The 13,231-nt window shown below is 63.3% G+C and carries 15 protein-coding genes; 5 read left to right on the top strand and 10 right to left on the bottom strand.

Annotated features, from left to right (window positions below):
* Positions 1-61: 61 nt before the first annotated feature.
* The 4 genes from J8I87_RS05695 to J8I87_RS44465 form a co-directional block, all read right to left on the bottom strand.
* A complete protein-coding gene (locus J8I87_RS05695) occupies positions 62-1,498 on the bottom strand; it encodes an aspartate aminotransferase family protein (RefSeq protein ID WP_209930470.1) in 1,437 nt (478 codons plus the stop codon).
* 58 nt (positions 1,499-1,556) lie between these two features.
* A complete protein-coding gene (locus tag J8I87_RS05690) occupies positions 1,557-2,891 on the bottom strand; it encodes a glutamine synthetase family protein (RefSeq protein ID WP_209930469.1) in 1,335 nt (444 codons plus the stop codon).
* 34 nt (positions 2,892-2,925) lie between these two features.
* Positions 2,926-3,714, bottom strand: coding sequence for a gamma-glutamyl-gamma-aminobutyrate hydrolase family protein (locus J8I87_RS05685; RefSeq protein WP_209930468.1), 789 nt, complete (start codon positions 3,712-3,714; stop codon positions 2,926-2,928).
* A gap of 305 nt (positions 3,715-4,019) precedes the next feature.
* Positions 4,020-4,226, bottom strand: a complete 207-nt coding sequence (locus tag J8I87_RS44465) for a hypothetical protein (RefSeq protein WP_245253719.1) — start codon at positions 4,224-4,226, stop codon at positions 4,020-4,022.
* A gap of 436 nt (positions 4,227-4,662) precedes the next feature.
* On the opposite strand from J8I87_RS44465, the gene J8I87_RS05680 reads away from it, so the two are divergent.
* Positions 4,663-5,214, top strand: coding sequence for a cupin domain-containing protein (locus tag J8I87_RS05680; RefSeq protein WP_209930467.1), 552 nt, complete (start codon positions 4,663-4,665; stop codon positions 5,212-5,214).
* Positions 5,215-5,312: 98 nt separating this feature from the next.
* Positions 5,313-6,806, top strand: a complete 1,494-nt coding sequence (locus tag J8I87_RS05675) for an aldehyde dehydrogenase (RefSeq protein ID WP_209930466.1) — start codon at positions 5,313-5,315, stop codon at positions 6,804-6,806.
* 46 nt (positions 6,807-6,852) lie between these two features.
* Here J8I87_RS05675 and J8I87_RS44460 read toward each other — a convergent pair whose 3' ends face one another.
* The 3 genes from J8I87_RS44460 to J8I87_RS05665 are packed head-to-tail and all read right to left on the bottom strand — an operon-like array spanning position 6,853 to position 7,801.
* The gene (locus J8I87_RS44460) at positions 6,853-7,113 is read right to left on the bottom strand and encodes a hypothetical protein (protein ID WP_245253718.1); all 261 of its coding nucleotides are present in this window, start codon (positions 7,111-7,113) and stop codon (positions 6,853-6,855) included.
* Entirely contained in the window at positions 7,071-7,271 is a 201-nt protein-coding gene (locus tag J8I87_RS44455; protein ID WP_245253717.1) for a hypothetical protein, read from the bottom strand. Before J8I87_RS44455 ends, J8I87_RS44460 begins: the two co-directional genes overlap by 43 nt.
* Positions 7,268-7,801 carry a MarR family winged helix-turn-helix transcriptional regulator gene (locus tag J8I87_RS05665; RefSeq protein ID WP_209930465.1) on the bottom strand — a complete coding sequence of 178 codons (534 nt, stop codon included), beginning with the start codon at positions 7,799-7,801 and terminating at the stop codon, positions 7,268-7,270. Before J8I87_RS05665 ends, J8I87_RS44455 begins: the two co-directional genes overlap by 4 nt.
* Positions 7,802-7,996: 195 nt before the next feature.
* Here J8I87_RS05665 and J8I87_RS05660 point away from each other — a divergent pair, with 195 nt between their 5' ends.
* Entirely contained in the window at positions 7,997-8,560 is a 564-nt protein-coding gene (locus tag J8I87_RS05660) for a glycine zipper family protein (RefSeq protein WP_245253716.1), read from the top strand.
* A gap of 59 nt (positions 8,561-8,619) precedes the next feature.
* On the opposite strand, the gene J8I87_RS05655 is transcribed toward J8I87_RS05660, so the two are convergent.
* The 3 genes from J8I87_RS05655 to J8I87_RS05645 all read right to left on the bottom strand — a co-directional run bounded on the left by J8I87_RS05655 (position 8,620) and on the right by J8I87_RS05645 (position 10,084).
* Positions 8,620-9,021 carry a PRC-barrel domain-containing protein gene (locus tag J8I87_RS05655; RefSeq protein WP_313063957.1) on the bottom strand — a complete coding sequence of 134 codons (402 nt, stop codon included), beginning with the start codon at positions 9,019-9,021 and terminating at the stop codon, positions 8,620-8,622.
* Between the two features lie 48 nt (positions 9,022-9,069).
* Entirely contained in the window at positions 9,070-9,225 is a 156-nt protein-coding gene (locus J8I87_RS05650) for a hypothetical protein (RefSeq protein ID WP_209930463.1), read from the bottom strand.
* A 79-nt stretch (positions 9,226-9,304) separates the two neighbouring features.
* Entirely contained in the window at positions 9,305-10,084 is a 780-nt protein-coding gene (locus J8I87_RS05645; RefSeq protein WP_209930462.1) for a TetR/AcrR family transcriptional regulator, read from the bottom strand.
* A gap of 303 nt (positions 10,085-10,387) precedes the next feature.
* Between J8I87_RS05645 and J8I87_RS05640 the strand changes: the two genes are divergently transcribed.
* Together J8I87_RS05640 and J8I87_RS05635 are read left to right on the top strand one after the other, a co-directional pair.
* Positions 10,388-11,569: an isovaleryl-CoA dehydrogenase gene (locus tag J8I87_RS05640; RefSeq protein WP_209930461.1), complete on the top strand. Its 1,182-nt coding sequence runs from the start codon at positions 10,388-10,390 to the stop codon at positions 11,567-11,569.
* Positions 11,570-11,599: 30 nt separating this feature from the next.
* Positions 11,600-13,207 (top strand): carboxyl transferase domain-containing protein, encoded by a 1,608-nt coding sequence (locus tag J8I87_RS05635; protein WP_209930460.1) that lies wholly within the window; start codon positions 11,600-11,602, stop codon positions 13,205-13,207.
* Positions 13,208-13,231: the final 24 nt, after the last annotated feature.

Below are 13,231 nucleotides of genomic sequence, written 5' to 3'. Positions count from 1 at the left end.
ACAGGCGGTGGTTTCGCGTTCTTAGTGCGTCACGGCGCCCGCGCCGGTGGTCTGACTGCCGTTACGAAAGCCCCAGTTGTTGTGCGGTGGCGTCGATGGCTTTTTTGGCCTTCGACACGATCTCGTCGATCTCGCTCTTCGTGATCACGAGGGGCGGCGAGAGCAGCATGCGGTCGCCCGTTGCGCGCATGATCAGGTTGCCGTTGAAGCAGAAGTCGCGGCAGATCGTGCCGACGTCGCCGCCGTTGTCGAAGCGCTTGCGTTTCTTCGGGTTCTCGGCGAGCTGAATGCCGGCGACGAGGCCCGTGCCCGCCACGTCGCCGACGATCGGGTGATTCGCCAGCGCTTCACGCAGGCTCTTCTGGAAGTACGGTCCCGTTTCGTTCTTCACGCGCTCGACGATCTTCTCGTCGCGCAACAGCTTCAGGTTCGCGACGGCCACGGCGGCGGCGACGGGATGGCCCGAATACGTGAGCCCGTGATTGAACTCGCCGTTCTCGATGATCGCCTTCGCGATCCGGTCGTGCAGGCCGACGGCACCCATCGGCACGTAGCCGCTCGTCAGGCCCTTGGCCATCGTGATCAGATCGGGCTCGAAGCCGAAGTGCTGATGCGCGAACCATTCGCCCGTGCGGCCAAACCCGCCGATCACCTCATCCGCGACGAGCAGCACGTCGTATTTGCGGCAGATGCGCTGGATTTCCGGCCAGTACGTGGACGGCGGGAAGATCACGCCGCCCGCCCCCTGGAAAGGCTCACCGATAAACGCGGCGACGTTCTCCGGACCAAGCTCGAGAATTTCCGTTTCGAGCTGGCGAGCGCGTTCGAGGCCGAACGCTTCCGGCGTCATGTCGCCGCCTTCGCCGAACCAGTACGGTTGATCGATATGCACGATATGCTCGACCTGCGAAGGCATCTGCTCGTGCATGTAGCCCATGCCGCCCAGCGTGCCGCCCGCGATCGTCGAGCCGTGATAGCCGTTCTTGCGCGAGATCACGAACTTCTTCAGCTTCTTGCCCTGTGTCGCCCAATATTGATGAACGATGCGCAGCACCGTGTCGTTGCCTTCCGAGCCGCTGTTGCAGTAGAAGAAGTGATTGAACGGCGCGGGTGTCAGTTCGGCGAGCAGCGCCGACAGCTCGATCACGGGCGGATGGGTGGTCTTGAAGAACGTGTTGTAGAAAGGCAGTTCCTGCAATTGCTTATAGGCTGCGTCGGCGAGTTCCTTGCGGCCATAACCGACGTTCACGCACCACAGTCCCGCCATGCCGTCGATGATCTTGTTGCCGTCCGAGTCCCACAGATAAACGCCTTGCGCTTTCACGATCACGCGGCTGCCGGCGCGATTGAGCGCGCCCATGTCGGAGAACGGGTGAATGTGATGCGCGGCGTCGAGCGCGCGGTATTCAGCGGTGCTGCGCTGCTGTCGAGTCGCGCCAGTCGTGGCGGCCGTTTGCGCGGGTTGCACGTAAGCGATTTCTTCTGTCCTGTAGCTCATGTTGCCTCCAGTTGTTTTGCCGTTGCGCGTTGCGTCGGGTGATTGGGATGAATACGACTCACACGTGCAGCAGCAAATGCTTGCGCTCCCACGAACTGATCACGCGGAAAAACGCCTCATATTCGGTTTCCTTCAGGGCGAGATACGCCTTGACGAACTGCTCGCCCATGATCTCGGCGAGCGGCTCGCACGCACCCATCAACGTGAGGCCCTCTTCGAGATTGCGCGGCAGTTGATACGGCAGTTCATAGCCGTCGCTTGAAAGCGGCTCGGTGGGCGTCAGGCGTTGCATGATGCCGAGATAACCGGCCGCGAGCGTGCCCGCAATCGCCAGATACGGATTGCTGTCGACACCCGGAATGCGGTTCTCGATGCGGCGTGCCTGTGGACCCGAATGAGGAATGCGAAAGCCCACCGTGCGGTTGTCGTAACCCCATTGCACGTTGATCGGCGCAGCCATGAAGCGCGACAGCCGACGATACGAGTTGATATACGGCGCGAAGATGGGCATCAGCGCGGGCGTGTACTTTTGCAGTCCCGCGAGGTACTGGTTGAACAGAGCGGTCGGCTTGCCGTCGTTGCCCGTGAACAGGTTCTGGCCCGTCGCTTCATCGACGAGGCTTTGATGCACGTGCATCGCCGAGCCGGGCTCGTTCTCCATCGGCTTCGCCATGAACGTCGCGTACATGTGATGGCGCAGCGCCGCTTCGCGCACGGTGCGTTTGAAGAGGAACACCTGGTCCGCGAGCTTGAGCGGGTCGCCGTGCAAAAAGTTGATTTCCATCTGCGCGGCGCCGACCTCGTGGATCAGCGTATCGACTTCCAGTTCCTGAATGTCGCAGTACTCGTAGATGTCTTCGAACAGCGGATCGAATTCATTGACGGCTTCGATCGAATAAGCCTGGCGGCCCGTCTCGGCGCGCCCCGTGCGCCCGACGGGCGGCTGCAAAGGCAGGTCGGGGTCCTTGTTCATATCGACCAGATAGAACTCCAGTTCCGGCGCGATGACGGGCTTCCAGCCTTTGGCCTTGTACAGGTCCAGCACGTGGCGCAACACGCGGCGCGGCGAGATCGCGACAGGCGTGCCGTCGAAATGCACGCAGTCGTGAATCACCTGCGCGGTGGGGTCGACGGCCCACGGGATGATGCGGATCGTCGAAGGATCGGGCACGCACACCATGTCGGGGTCGGTGACGCCCGTCAGCGTGCCGTCGTCGGGATAGTCGCCCGTGACCGTCTGGATCATCACGGCCTGCGGCAGGCGCATCGATTCTCCGGACTCGAACTTGCTGCGCGGAATGATCTTGCCGCGCGCGATTCCGGCCATATCGGGAATGATTGCTTCGATTTCGGTGATGTGATGCTTCTTCAGAAATTCATCAATGTCTTGCATGATCGTTCTCTCTGTTTTTTGCGCAGGACGAATCTCAGACGTGTGCGCTTGCAACTGTTGCAGAACCCGTCCTCTTGCGCATCCGATCGCGGCACGCGGCGCCGAACGCGTGGAGGATCGCCGTCGACAGCGCATCGCTCGCATGCTTCCATTCCGGATGCCATTGCACACCCAGCGCGAAGGCACGCGCATTCGTCACGCTGATCGCTTCGATCAGACCATCGGGCGCACGGGCTTCAACCGTGAGGCCGTCGCCGAGCCGCTCGACGCCTTGTCCATGCAGCGAATTGACACGTACTTCACGTGCGCCGCCTGCGAGCTTGTGCAACAGGCCGTCTTGCACAAGATGCAGCGCATGTGAGGGCGCGTACTGCATGTCGAGGTCGTCTTCCTTGTTCTCGCGATGGTCGTCATAGCCGTCCACCGCATGAACGCTTTGATGCAGCGTTCCGCCGAATACGACATTCATTTCCTGAAAGCCACGGCAAATGGCGAGAACGGGAATGCCCGCGTCGATGGCGGCGCGCATCAGCGGCAGCGTCGTCGCGTCGCGCGCGGCATCGTGCAGCGTGCCGGGCGCGCTCGCGTGAGCGCCGTAGCGATGCGGCTCGACATTCGAATAACTGCCCGTAAACAGCACGCCGTCGATATGCGCGAGCACATCTTGCGGCGCCTGCCGTTCGCCCAGCGCGGGCAGCAGCATCGCGAGCGCCTGAGCGCCATCGACCACGGCCGCGATGTACTTCTCGCCGACCACATGCGACGGATGCATGCCCATCATCGTTCTGTCGGCGCTGATGCCGACCAGAGGTCTCGTTTGCATGACTAACTGTATTCGTTGCTGATTGCGAAAGCGCGGCATGTATTGCGATGCGTACGCGCGGCACGATTGCGCGGCCATGCGCGGGGCGCAAAGCCACTGGATGAGTGCTAGCTGGTCGCGGTCGTCAGCGGACCGCGCCGCGCGTTGCGATCAGATACGCTGTCCGGTTTGCTCCGCTGCGCGCGATCGCGGGCGTGCAACGGCGCGCGCCCGGCGTAGGGGCGAGCGCAACCGATGACGCGGCGCGGCGACGCGCGCGAAGCACTAACCCGCAAGCGGGCTCGGCAGCAATAGGCGGAGAGGCGCTAGGGCAGGAGCGATGCGACTTCGTCGGTATGCACCGCGATGAACGCACGCGCTGAGATGGCGTTATGACGACGGACGAAACGGCGCGACAGGATCGTGAAGACGGACAGAAAGCGGCGAAACGCAAGCCTGCCGTTGCTGCCGTCGGCGATGGCGTGGTCAGCGCGAAGACACCTCGCGAACTGACTACGATCCCACCTAACCAAAGGGCCTCGGACTCTCACGATTACACTCGACTGGCACGTTGAAAGTATTGAACGCCCCGCTCGAAAAACGATTTCAAACGTTTAAAGAAACGGGACGACAGGTTGTCGTTCGAAAGGCATTCTTTGCTTTGCGTAGCGAAATGAAATTGCGCCGCGCATCAAGTGGTCAAATGCGGGAACATCAACCTGAGTCCAGCATATACGAGTCAAAAAGGCCGTCAAAGTCTTTTTGCAATTCTTTTATGAGGGCTTTCCCTGAGCCATCTATACCTATTCAAGTCAACTTTGAATGACGTCGATACGTAAAAATTCCGTTTCGCCTTCAGGGTTTTCCCGAGAAGCATTCGATCTAAAGTGATTAGAATATTCAACACACGCGCGTGCTATTGAAATGCGGGTTCTTAATGCAGTTCTTTCCGCTTCCATGAGGGCATCGATGTCTATTGAAGTCGCGACCCGCCTGCAGTACATCCGCAAGAAGCACGGCCTTTCACAGCGCGAACTCGCAAAAAGGGCGGGGGTGACGAATGGCACGATTTCGCTGATCGAGCAGAACCGCGTGAGTCCCTCCGTCGGGTCGCTGAAAAAGCTGCTCGAATGCATACCGATGAGCCTCGCGGAATTCTTCACCTTCGAGATCGAGGCCGACCGAGCCGTTGTGTCGCGCCGCGCGGACATGCCGAATCTCGGCAACGAGCAGATCGAGTTCTATCTGGCGGGAGCGGGCGTCAAGGACCGGAATATGGGGATCATGCGCGAGGTGTATCAGCCGCTCGCGGACACCGGCCCGGAAATGCTGCAACACGCGGGGCACGAGGGCGGCGTGGTCGTCGATGGCCAGCTCGAACTGACCGTCGACGGCACCACCTGGCTGCTCGAACCCGGCGACAGCTATTACTTCGAAAGCCGCTTACCCCATCGTTTTCGCAATCCCAGCGCGCAGCAGGTATGCGAAGTCGTGTCGGCCAATTCGCCGCCTACTTTCTGACTTCTTTCGCACACCGCTTCGCGCCAACGCGATCAACGCTGCGTCAGACCAAGCGAGTCGGATGCGGCGCACTGAGCGCATAACATTGAGGCATCCTGATGGACAAGACGACATTGGCGTACTGGCAGGAAAAGGCAGCGGCACTTGCAATCGAAGCACGCGCGTTTATCGACGGCGAGTACCGGCCGGCCGCAAGCGGGCGTACCTTCGACTGCGTGAGCCCCATCGACGGAAAGGTACTCGCCCGCGTCGCCGATTGCGGCGAGGCGGACGTGAATGCGGCCGTGAGCGCGGCGCGCCGCGCATTCGACGCGGGCGTGTGGTCCGGACTCAATCCGCGTCAGCGCAAGGCAAAGCTGCTCAAATGGGCTGCATTGATGCGCGAACACCTCGACGAACTGGCACTGCTCGAAACGCTCGACGCAGGCAAGCCCATCGGCGATACGACCTCCGTTGACGTGCCGGGCGCCGCGTATTGCGTCGAGTGGTTTGCGGAAGCCATCGACAAGGTCGGCGGCGAAGTGGTGCCGGCGGATCAGCACCTCGTCGGACTTGTGACGCGCGAGCCGCTAGGCGTCGTCGCCGCCGTGGTGCCGTGGAATTTCCCGATCCTGATGGCATCGTGGAAGTTCGGGCCGGCGCTTGCAGCAGGCAACAGCGTGGTGCTCAAGCCTTCGGAGAAGTCGCCGCTGACGGCCATCCGCGTCGCGCAACTCGCACTCGACGCGGGCATTCCCGCCGGCGTGTTCAACGTCGTGCCGGGCGGCGGCGAGCCGGGCAAGCTGCTCGCGCTGCATCACGATGTCGATTGCGTTGCATTTACGGGCTCGACGAATGTCGGCAAGCTGATCATGCAATACGCGGGGCAGTCGAATCTCAAACGCGTATGGCTGGAGCTAGGCGGCAAGTCGCCCAATATCGTGCTGCCCGATTGTCCCGATCTGGATCGCGCGGCGAAGACGGCGGCGGGCGCGATCTTCTACAACATGGGGGAAATGTGCACGGCGGGTTCGCGTCTGCTCGTGCACCGCGATATCAAGGACGTGTTCATCGACAGGCTCGTCGCGGCGGCGCGCAGTTATACGCCGGGCAATCCGCTGGACCCGAAGACTTCGATGGGCGCGATCGTCGATCAGGTGCAGCTCGATCGCGTGCTCGGCTATATCGAAGCGGGGCGCGCCGAAGCAAGGCTGTTGCATGGCGGCTCCCGCGTGCAGCAGGAAAGCGGCGGCTTCTATATCGAGCCGACCGTTTTCGATGTGTCGACACACGATGCGAAGATCGCGCGCGAAGAGATTTTCGGGCCGGTCCTGTCCGTGATCACATTCGATTCCGTCGACGAAGCCGTGAAGATCGCCAATGACAGCGACTATGGTCTCGCCGCAGCCGTGTGGACCGCCAACCTCACAACGGCGCATGAAGTGTCGAGGCGTCTGCGCGCGGGCACGGTCTGGGTCAATTGCTACGACGAAGGTGGCGACATGAATTTCCCGTTCGGCGGTTACCGGCAATCGGGTAACGGCCGCGACAAGTCGCTGCATGCGCTGGAAAAGTACACGGAGCTGAAGTCGACGCTCGTGCGTCTGCGCTAAGCGGGGCAACCCGCCTGAAGCGGGCGAAGCACGCCCGCCGATGCGATCAGCGTCTCGTGAATGCGGGCGGGCCCGCCGCTCTTGTCGGCGGGCACGAGGCTGTAGAGCCAGGTTTGTTCGCGATCCAGCGCATGCCGATGCCCTGCCCCGTGGGCACGCCCGGCACGATCCGGGTGCGCCACGAAAACGCGCCCGGCGGCAGATACGCGATCAACGAAGCCGCGAGGCCCGGCGTGACGGTCAGTTTCGATCCCATGCGTGCCATCACGCGCGGCGCGACCAGAAGCGCGGCGAACATGCCGGCCATTGCGCCGCCGCGAATAGCCCAGCGCGCGGCGCGCCGAGCCCCTGATGCGCGAGCCAGACGGGCAGCGCCATGAAGCGGATGCCGAACTGGCCGATCTGCGAGAGCGTCGGGACGACGGTCAGCGCGGCCACTGCACGCCAGCGCGCGGGCGCGCTCATGACGGACTTCCCTCCGGCATCGGCAGCCCTTGCGCGCGGCATTCGACAGGGCACCCGGCCTTCAGGCATGGCTTGTCGTCGCAAAAGCGGCAAAGCCGCATGGCATGCGACGCGTCGCGCGTTTCGTTCCAGAGCATCCTGATCAGCAGCTCCTCGAAGACGGCGCGCTCGTCGTCGTTCAGACGCGCAACGATGCGCTCCAGCATGCGTGAGCGCGCGGTGCGCAAACGGCTTGCTTCGCGCCGCCCGGCGGCTGTCAGCGCCAGCGCGACGGAGCGTTTATCGCTGCCCGCTTTCTTTTCGACGAGCCCCGCGTCGACGAGTCCCGCGACGGCGCGCACCGCGGCGGGATGCGAAAGGTCGACGGCATCGCGCAGCAACTCGATGGACGAATCGGGATACTGGCCGATCGCATTGAGCATCGCACGTGCCGTGAGGCCGGCGAGGGCGGGAATGGTGGGTTGGGCGTTCAGTTCGTCGGTCACCAGAAGGGCGAGCACGCCGAGCAGATTTCCTGTGCGCGGGGTCATCGCGACACCTCGATGTGTGCACTGTGCATATGTGCATGCTGCACATATCGACGGTGGATTTCAAGGTGAATCCGGTTGACCCTTTTTTACGCTATTCAGCGTCTTGCGTGGAAATATCCAGTAACGGATTCGTAACTCATTCATGAGTCGATTCGACTATTGTTCGTGTATTGGACATTGGATTTACACATTGGCATGTCGACGAAGATGAACAAGACCCATATCGCAATGCCGGCGCTCGCCGTCGGGTTGCTGCTCGCCTTGGGGGGCTGCGCCGTCGCGCCGCCAAGCGGGCCGAGTGTGGTGGCGCTGCCGCGCAACGGCCAACCACTCCAACAGTTCCAGCAGGACGACTACGCGTGTCGCGACTATGCGTACCACAGCACGGACGCAAACGCCGCTTCGCAGGCGGCCACCAACAACGCTGCGGGGAGCACGGCGGTGGGCACGCTGGGCGGCGCCGCGGTTGGCGCGCTGCTCGGCGCGGCGGCGGGCAATGCGGGCGCGGGCGCGGCCATCGGCGCGGGCAGCGGAATGCTGATCGGCGGCGCGACGGGTGCGAATGGCGCGTCGTATTCGGCCTATGGTTTGCAGGCCCGCTACGACGCGGCCTACGCGCAGTGCATGGTGTCGAAGGGCAACACGATCGCGCAACGGCCGGCGCCCGCGTATTACTCGGCGCCGCCTGTCTACTACGCGCCGCGTCCCTATTACTACGCGCCGCCGGGCGTGGTTTATTCGCCGTATCCGTACTACTGACACCCATCCGCTTTCGCGGTCGCGGTCTTGCATCACGCGGCGAGTGACTCACGCACGCGTCAATCCGGCGCGTACCTGAATTCGGGCAATGCCTCCAGCGACGACTTCGTCGCATCCGGCATCATCACCTGCTTGCTCGTGATCTGCAGAGCGCCGAGCGGCACGGCGACATAGTGCTTGCCCATGCCGAGAAAACCGCCCACGGACAAGATCGCGAATGCGTTGTGGTCGGACGGCGAGACGATCACATCGTCGATGATGCCGACCTTGTCCTTGTCGCGGTTGTACACGACCGTGCCCGCGAGCTTCGATGCGCGAAAGCCGGTGCCTGTCTGCAAGACTTCGGTGCGGCGTTCGGTGACCGATTGCGGCGCGCCCTGCGCGAGCGCCGATGTCGAGATGAGCGCGGCCATGACGCTCGCGAGGCCGAGCTGAAGTGTTCTGTTAAGTGCTTGCTGCACGGGGAACCTCCCTGATTCGATGCCTTTGTGCATGGATGCCCGCCGGCGCTACGGCTTGTCGTCGTCGTGGTCGGGATCGACGTCGGGATCGAGCGGCGCGGCATCGGGGTCCTGCGGTGGGCCGACATCGGGCAGATCGGTCTGCACGACATCGGACTGGTCAGGGCGGATGGGATTGTCGCCTTTGTTGGGCGTGGTTGACATGGCCGGTCCTCCGGGGCGTTGCTGGCATGAGGTTCGCAGCAAATTGCGCTCCCGGCCTCGCGCGAACCCGCGCGCAGATTCAGGCGTCGTCGCGATGCCTGGCGGCGTCGGCCGTGGCGGCCTGCATTGACGCGCGCTTGTGCGCGGCTTCCGCTTCGGCGAGCCGGCGCGCCGCTTCGCTCACTTCCTGGCGGAACTGCACGAGCGCGCTCAGCGACGCATCGGGCGGCTGCAACGCGGACCACAGCACGTCGATCAGGCGATCGGCGGTGGCGTCGATATCGGTGCGCCGGTTGCCGAGCGCCGCGTCCCACAGCACATGCTCCATCGGGCCGAACACGAGCGAGCGCAACAGGCGCAGCGGCATGTCCGAGCGGATCTGGCCCGTCTGCTGGCCCTGCGACAGCACGCGCATCAGCGGCGCGGTGTAGCGCCGCTGCAGGCCCGTCAGCTCCTCGCTGAGTTCGTGCTGGCGCGTGCGGCCTTCGGAGAGCACCAGCGCGCATAGCCCCGTCCCATTGACCAGCATCAGCCGCAAGTGCGTGCGGACGATGAACGCGAACTGCTGACGGATGCTGCCGTCGCGAGGCAAGCCCGACTCGATCGCTTCGATGATCTCGTCGTACCAGTCGCCGATCACGCGCGCGCACAGTTCGCGCTTGCCGCGGAAGTAGCTGAACACCGTGGCCTCGGAAACGCCGAGCCGCTGCGCGATTTCGGCCGTCGTCGCGCGCTCGTAGCCCTTTTCGGAGAAGACGTCGCGGCCCGCCTGAAGGATTTCCTTCACGCGCTGCTGCGATTTTCGTCCCGCCGGCTGGCGGCGCGATCCCGGCACCTCGGCCCTTGCTACGCCCATCATATGAGTCCAGTTCAGATTTTGGAGCGCGGATGCCCCGTTGCGGCCGATACTACCACGGCAAATAGCCGTTCAGCGCGTGTTTAACGATTCTGAGTGATACTCAAAAATACTCATTGACGCATACGTGAATCTGGAGTGAAATGCGCTCTGTGCTGTCGCGCGCCGGCACATGCCGGTCGAGCCGGCCCGTGCTGCCGGCTGCGTGGCCGACGAGCCGGCTGAGCCCGGCTCAGAAAAAATGTTGATGCGATGTGGCGCGCTACCTCATCGTAAGCCGCCCGTGACGAACTCCTGGAGACACACATGACCAACCTGCCCGGTTTGCAGTTCCCGCTTGGTGAAGAGATCGAGATGCTGCGCGACAGCATCGCGTCGTTTGCGGCAAAGGAGATTGCGCCGCGCGCGGGCGAAATCGACCGCACCGACCAGTTCCCGATGGACTTGTGGAAGAAGTTCGGCGATCTGGGCGTGCTCGGCATGACCGTCTCCGAGGAATACGGCGGCGCGAACATGGGCTACACCGCGCACATGGTCGCGATGGAGGAGATCTCGCGGGCGTCGGCGTCGGTGGGCTTGTCGTATGGCGCGCACTCGAACCTGTGCGTGAACCAGATCCACCGCAACGGCAACGCGGCGCAAAAAGAAAAGTATCTGCCGAAGCTGGTGTCGGGCGAGCACGTCGGCGCGCTCGCGATGAGCGAGCCGAACGCAGGCTCTGACGTCGTCAGCATGAAGCTGCGCGCCGACAAGAAGGGCGACCGCTATGTGCTGAACGGCACGAAGATGTGGATCACCAACGGCCCGGACTGCGACACGCTCGTCGTCTATGCGAAGACGGATATCGAAGCCGGTCCGCGCGGCATTACGGCGTTCATCGTCGAGAAGGGCATGAAGGGCTTTTCGGTTGCGCAGAAGCTCGACAAGCTCGGCATGCGCGGCTCGCACACGGGCGAACTGGTGTTCGATAACGTCGAAGTGCCGGAAGAGAACATCCTCGGCGAGCTGAACGGCGGCGCGAAGGTGCTGATGAGCGGCCTCGACTACGAGCGTGCGGTGCTCGCAGGCGGCCCGACGGGCATCATGATGGCGGTGATGGATGCCGTCGTGCCGTACATTCACGACCGCAAGCAGTTCGGCCAGTCGATCGGCGAATTCCAACTGATCCAGGGCAAGGTCGCCGATCTGTACACCACGTTGCAGGCTTGCCGCGCGTATCTGTACGCGGTCGGCCGTCAACTCGATACGCTCGGCTCGGCGCACGTGCGGCAGGTGCGCAAGGACTGCGCGGGCGTCATCCTGTACACGGCTGAAAAGGCCACGTGGATGGCGGGCGAGGCGATCCAGATTCTCGGCGGCAACGGCTATATCAACGAGTATCCCGTCGGCCGTCTGTGGCGCGATGCGAAGCTCTATGAAATCGGCGCGGGCACGAGCGAAATCCGCCGGATGCTGATTGGCCGCGAACTGTTCGCGGAAACGATGTAAGTCGATCAAGGCAATCGAGGAGACAAAGCGATGCCCGTCATCGAATCGAAGTTGAATCCGCGCTCGGACGATTTCCGCGCGAACGCGGCGGCGCTCGAAGCGCTCGTCGAAGACCTGCGGGCCAAGATCAGCAAGCTCGCGCTGGGCGGCGGCCCCGCCGCGCGTGACAAGCACGTGTCGCGCGGCAAGCTGCTGCCGCGCGAGCGGATCGCGCAACTGCTCGATCCGGGCACGCCGTTTCTCGAACTCTCGCAGCTCGCCGCGTTCGGCATGTATCACGACGATGCGCCGGGCGCGGGCGTCATCACGGGCATCGGGCGCATCGCGGGCCAGGAGTGCGTGATTGTCTGCAACGACGCAACCGTGAAGGGCGGCACCTACTATCCCGTCACGGTGAAGAAGCACGTGCGCGCACAGGAGATCGCCGAACAGAACCATTTGCCGTGCGTGTATCTCGTCGATTCGGGCGGCGCGAATCTGCCCAATCAGGACGAGGTCTTTCCCGACCGCGATCATTTCGGCCGCATCTTCTACAACCAGGCGAACCTGTCGGCGCAAGGCATTCCGCAGATCGCCGTCGTGATGGGCTCGTGCACGGCGGGCGGCGCGTATGTGCCCGCGATGAGCGACGAGTCGATCATCGTCAAGAATCAAGGCACGATCTTTCTGGGCGGCCCGCCACTCGTGAAAGCGGCAACGGGCGAAGAAGTGAGCGCGGAAGACCTGGGCGGCGGCGACGTGCACACGCGTCTGTCGGGCGTCGCCGATCATCTCGCGCAAAACGATGCACACGCGTTGGCCATTGCGCGCAGCATCGTCGGCAACCTGAACCGGCGCAAGGACGTGCCCGTCACGATGCAGGAGCCGAAGCCGCCGCGCTACGACGTGAAGAGCATCTATGGCGTGATTCCTGTCGATACGCGCAAGCCGTTCGATATTCGCGAAGTCATCGCGCGCATCGTCGACGACTCCGCGTTCGACGAGTTCAAGGCGCGCTACGGCACGACGCTCGTCTGCGGCTTCGCGCATATCTGGGGGCACCCGGTCGGGATCGTCGCGAACAACGGCATTCTGTTTTCCGAGTCCGCGTTGAAGGGCGCGCACTTCATCGAACTGTGCGCGCAGCGCAAGATACCCCTCGTGTTCCTGCAGAACATCACGGGCTTCATGGTGGGGCGCAAGTACGAGAACGAAGGCATCGCGCGCAACGGCGCGAAGATGGTGACGGCAGTCGCGACCGCGAAGGTGCCGAAGTTCACGGTGATCATCGGCGGCTCGTTCGGCGCGGGCAATTACGGCATGTGCGGCCGCGCGTACTCGCCGCGTTTTCTGTGGATGTGGCCGAACGCGCGCATCTCGGTGATGGGCGGCGAGCAGGCGGCATCCGTGCTCGCCACGGTGAAGCGCGACGGCATCGAAGCGAAGGGCGGCACATGGACGGCCGAGCAGGAAGAGGCGTTCAAGCAGCCTATTCGCGACCAGTACGAGCATCAGGGTCATCCGTATTACGCAAGCGCACGCTTGTGGGACGACGGCGTGATCGACCCCGCGCAGACGCGCGATGTGCTGGGCCTCGGCTTGTCGGCGGCGATGAATGCGCCGATCGAAGACACGCGCTTCGGCGTGTTCCGCATGTAACGTCGGCGCAGCGAAAGGAGCATC

This window comes from Paraburkholderia sp. LEh10 (assembly GCF_017814945.1).
In the GTDB taxonomy this organism is placed as follows: Bacteria; Pseudomonadota; Gammaproteobacteria; order Burkholderiales; family Burkholderiaceae; genus Paraburkholderia.
The sequence above is the reverse complement of the archived record's forward strand: the minus strand, read 5'-3'. Positions and strand labels throughout refer to the sequence as shown.

Coding starts and splice junctions, on each gene's coding strand:
- J8I87_RS05695 (WP_209930470.1), bottom strand. CDS start 1,498: ATGAGCTACAGGACAGAAGAAATCGCTTACGTGCAACCCGCGCAAACG.
- J8I87_RS05690 (WP_209930469.1), bottom strand. CDS start 2,891: ATGCAAGACATTGATGAATTTCTGAAGAAGCATCACATCACCGAAATC.
- J8I87_RS05685 (WP_209930468.1), bottom strand. CDS start 3,714: ATGCAAACGAGACCTCTGGTCGGCATCAGCGCCGACAGAACGATGATG.
- J8I87_RS05680 (WP_209930467.1), top strand. CDS start 4,663: ATGTCTATTGAAGTCGCGACCCGCCTGCAGTACATCCGCAAGAAGCAC.
- J8I87_RS05675 (WP_209930466.1), top strand. CDS start 5,313: ATGGACAAGACGACATTGGCGTACTGGCAGGAAAAGGCAGCGGCACTT.
- J8I87_RS44460 (WP_245253718.1), bottom strand. CDS start 7,113: ATGGCCGGCATGTTCGCCGCGCTTCTGGTCGCGCCGCGCGTGATGGCA.
- J8I87_RS44455 (WP_245253717.1), bottom strand. CDS start 7,271: ATGAGCGCGCCCGCGCGCTGGCGTGCAGTGGCCGCGCTGACCGTCGTC.
- J8I87_RS05665 (WP_209930465.1), bottom strand. CDS start 7,801: ATGACCCCGCGCACAGGAAATCTGCTCGGCGTGCTCGCCCTTCTGGTG.
- J8I87_RS05660 (WP_245253716.1), top strand. CDS start 7,997: ATGTCGACGAAGATGAACAAGACCCATATCGCAATGCCGGCGCTCGCC.
- J8I87_RS05650 (WP_209930463.1), bottom strand. CDS start 9,225: ATGTCAACCACGCCCAACAAAGGCGACAATCCCATCCGCCCTGACCAG.
- J8I87_RS05645 (WP_209930462.1), bottom strand. CDS start 10,084: ATGATGGGCGTAGCAAGGGCCGAGGTGCCGGGATCGCGCCGCCAGCCG.
- J8I87_RS05640 (WP_209930461.1), top strand. CDS start 10,388: ATGACCAACCTGCCCGGTTTGCAGTTCCCGCTTGGTGAAGAGATCGAG.
- J8I87_RS05635 (WP_209930460.1), top strand. CDS start 11,600: ATGCCCGTCATCGAATCGAAGTTGAATCCGCGCTCGGACGATTTCCGC.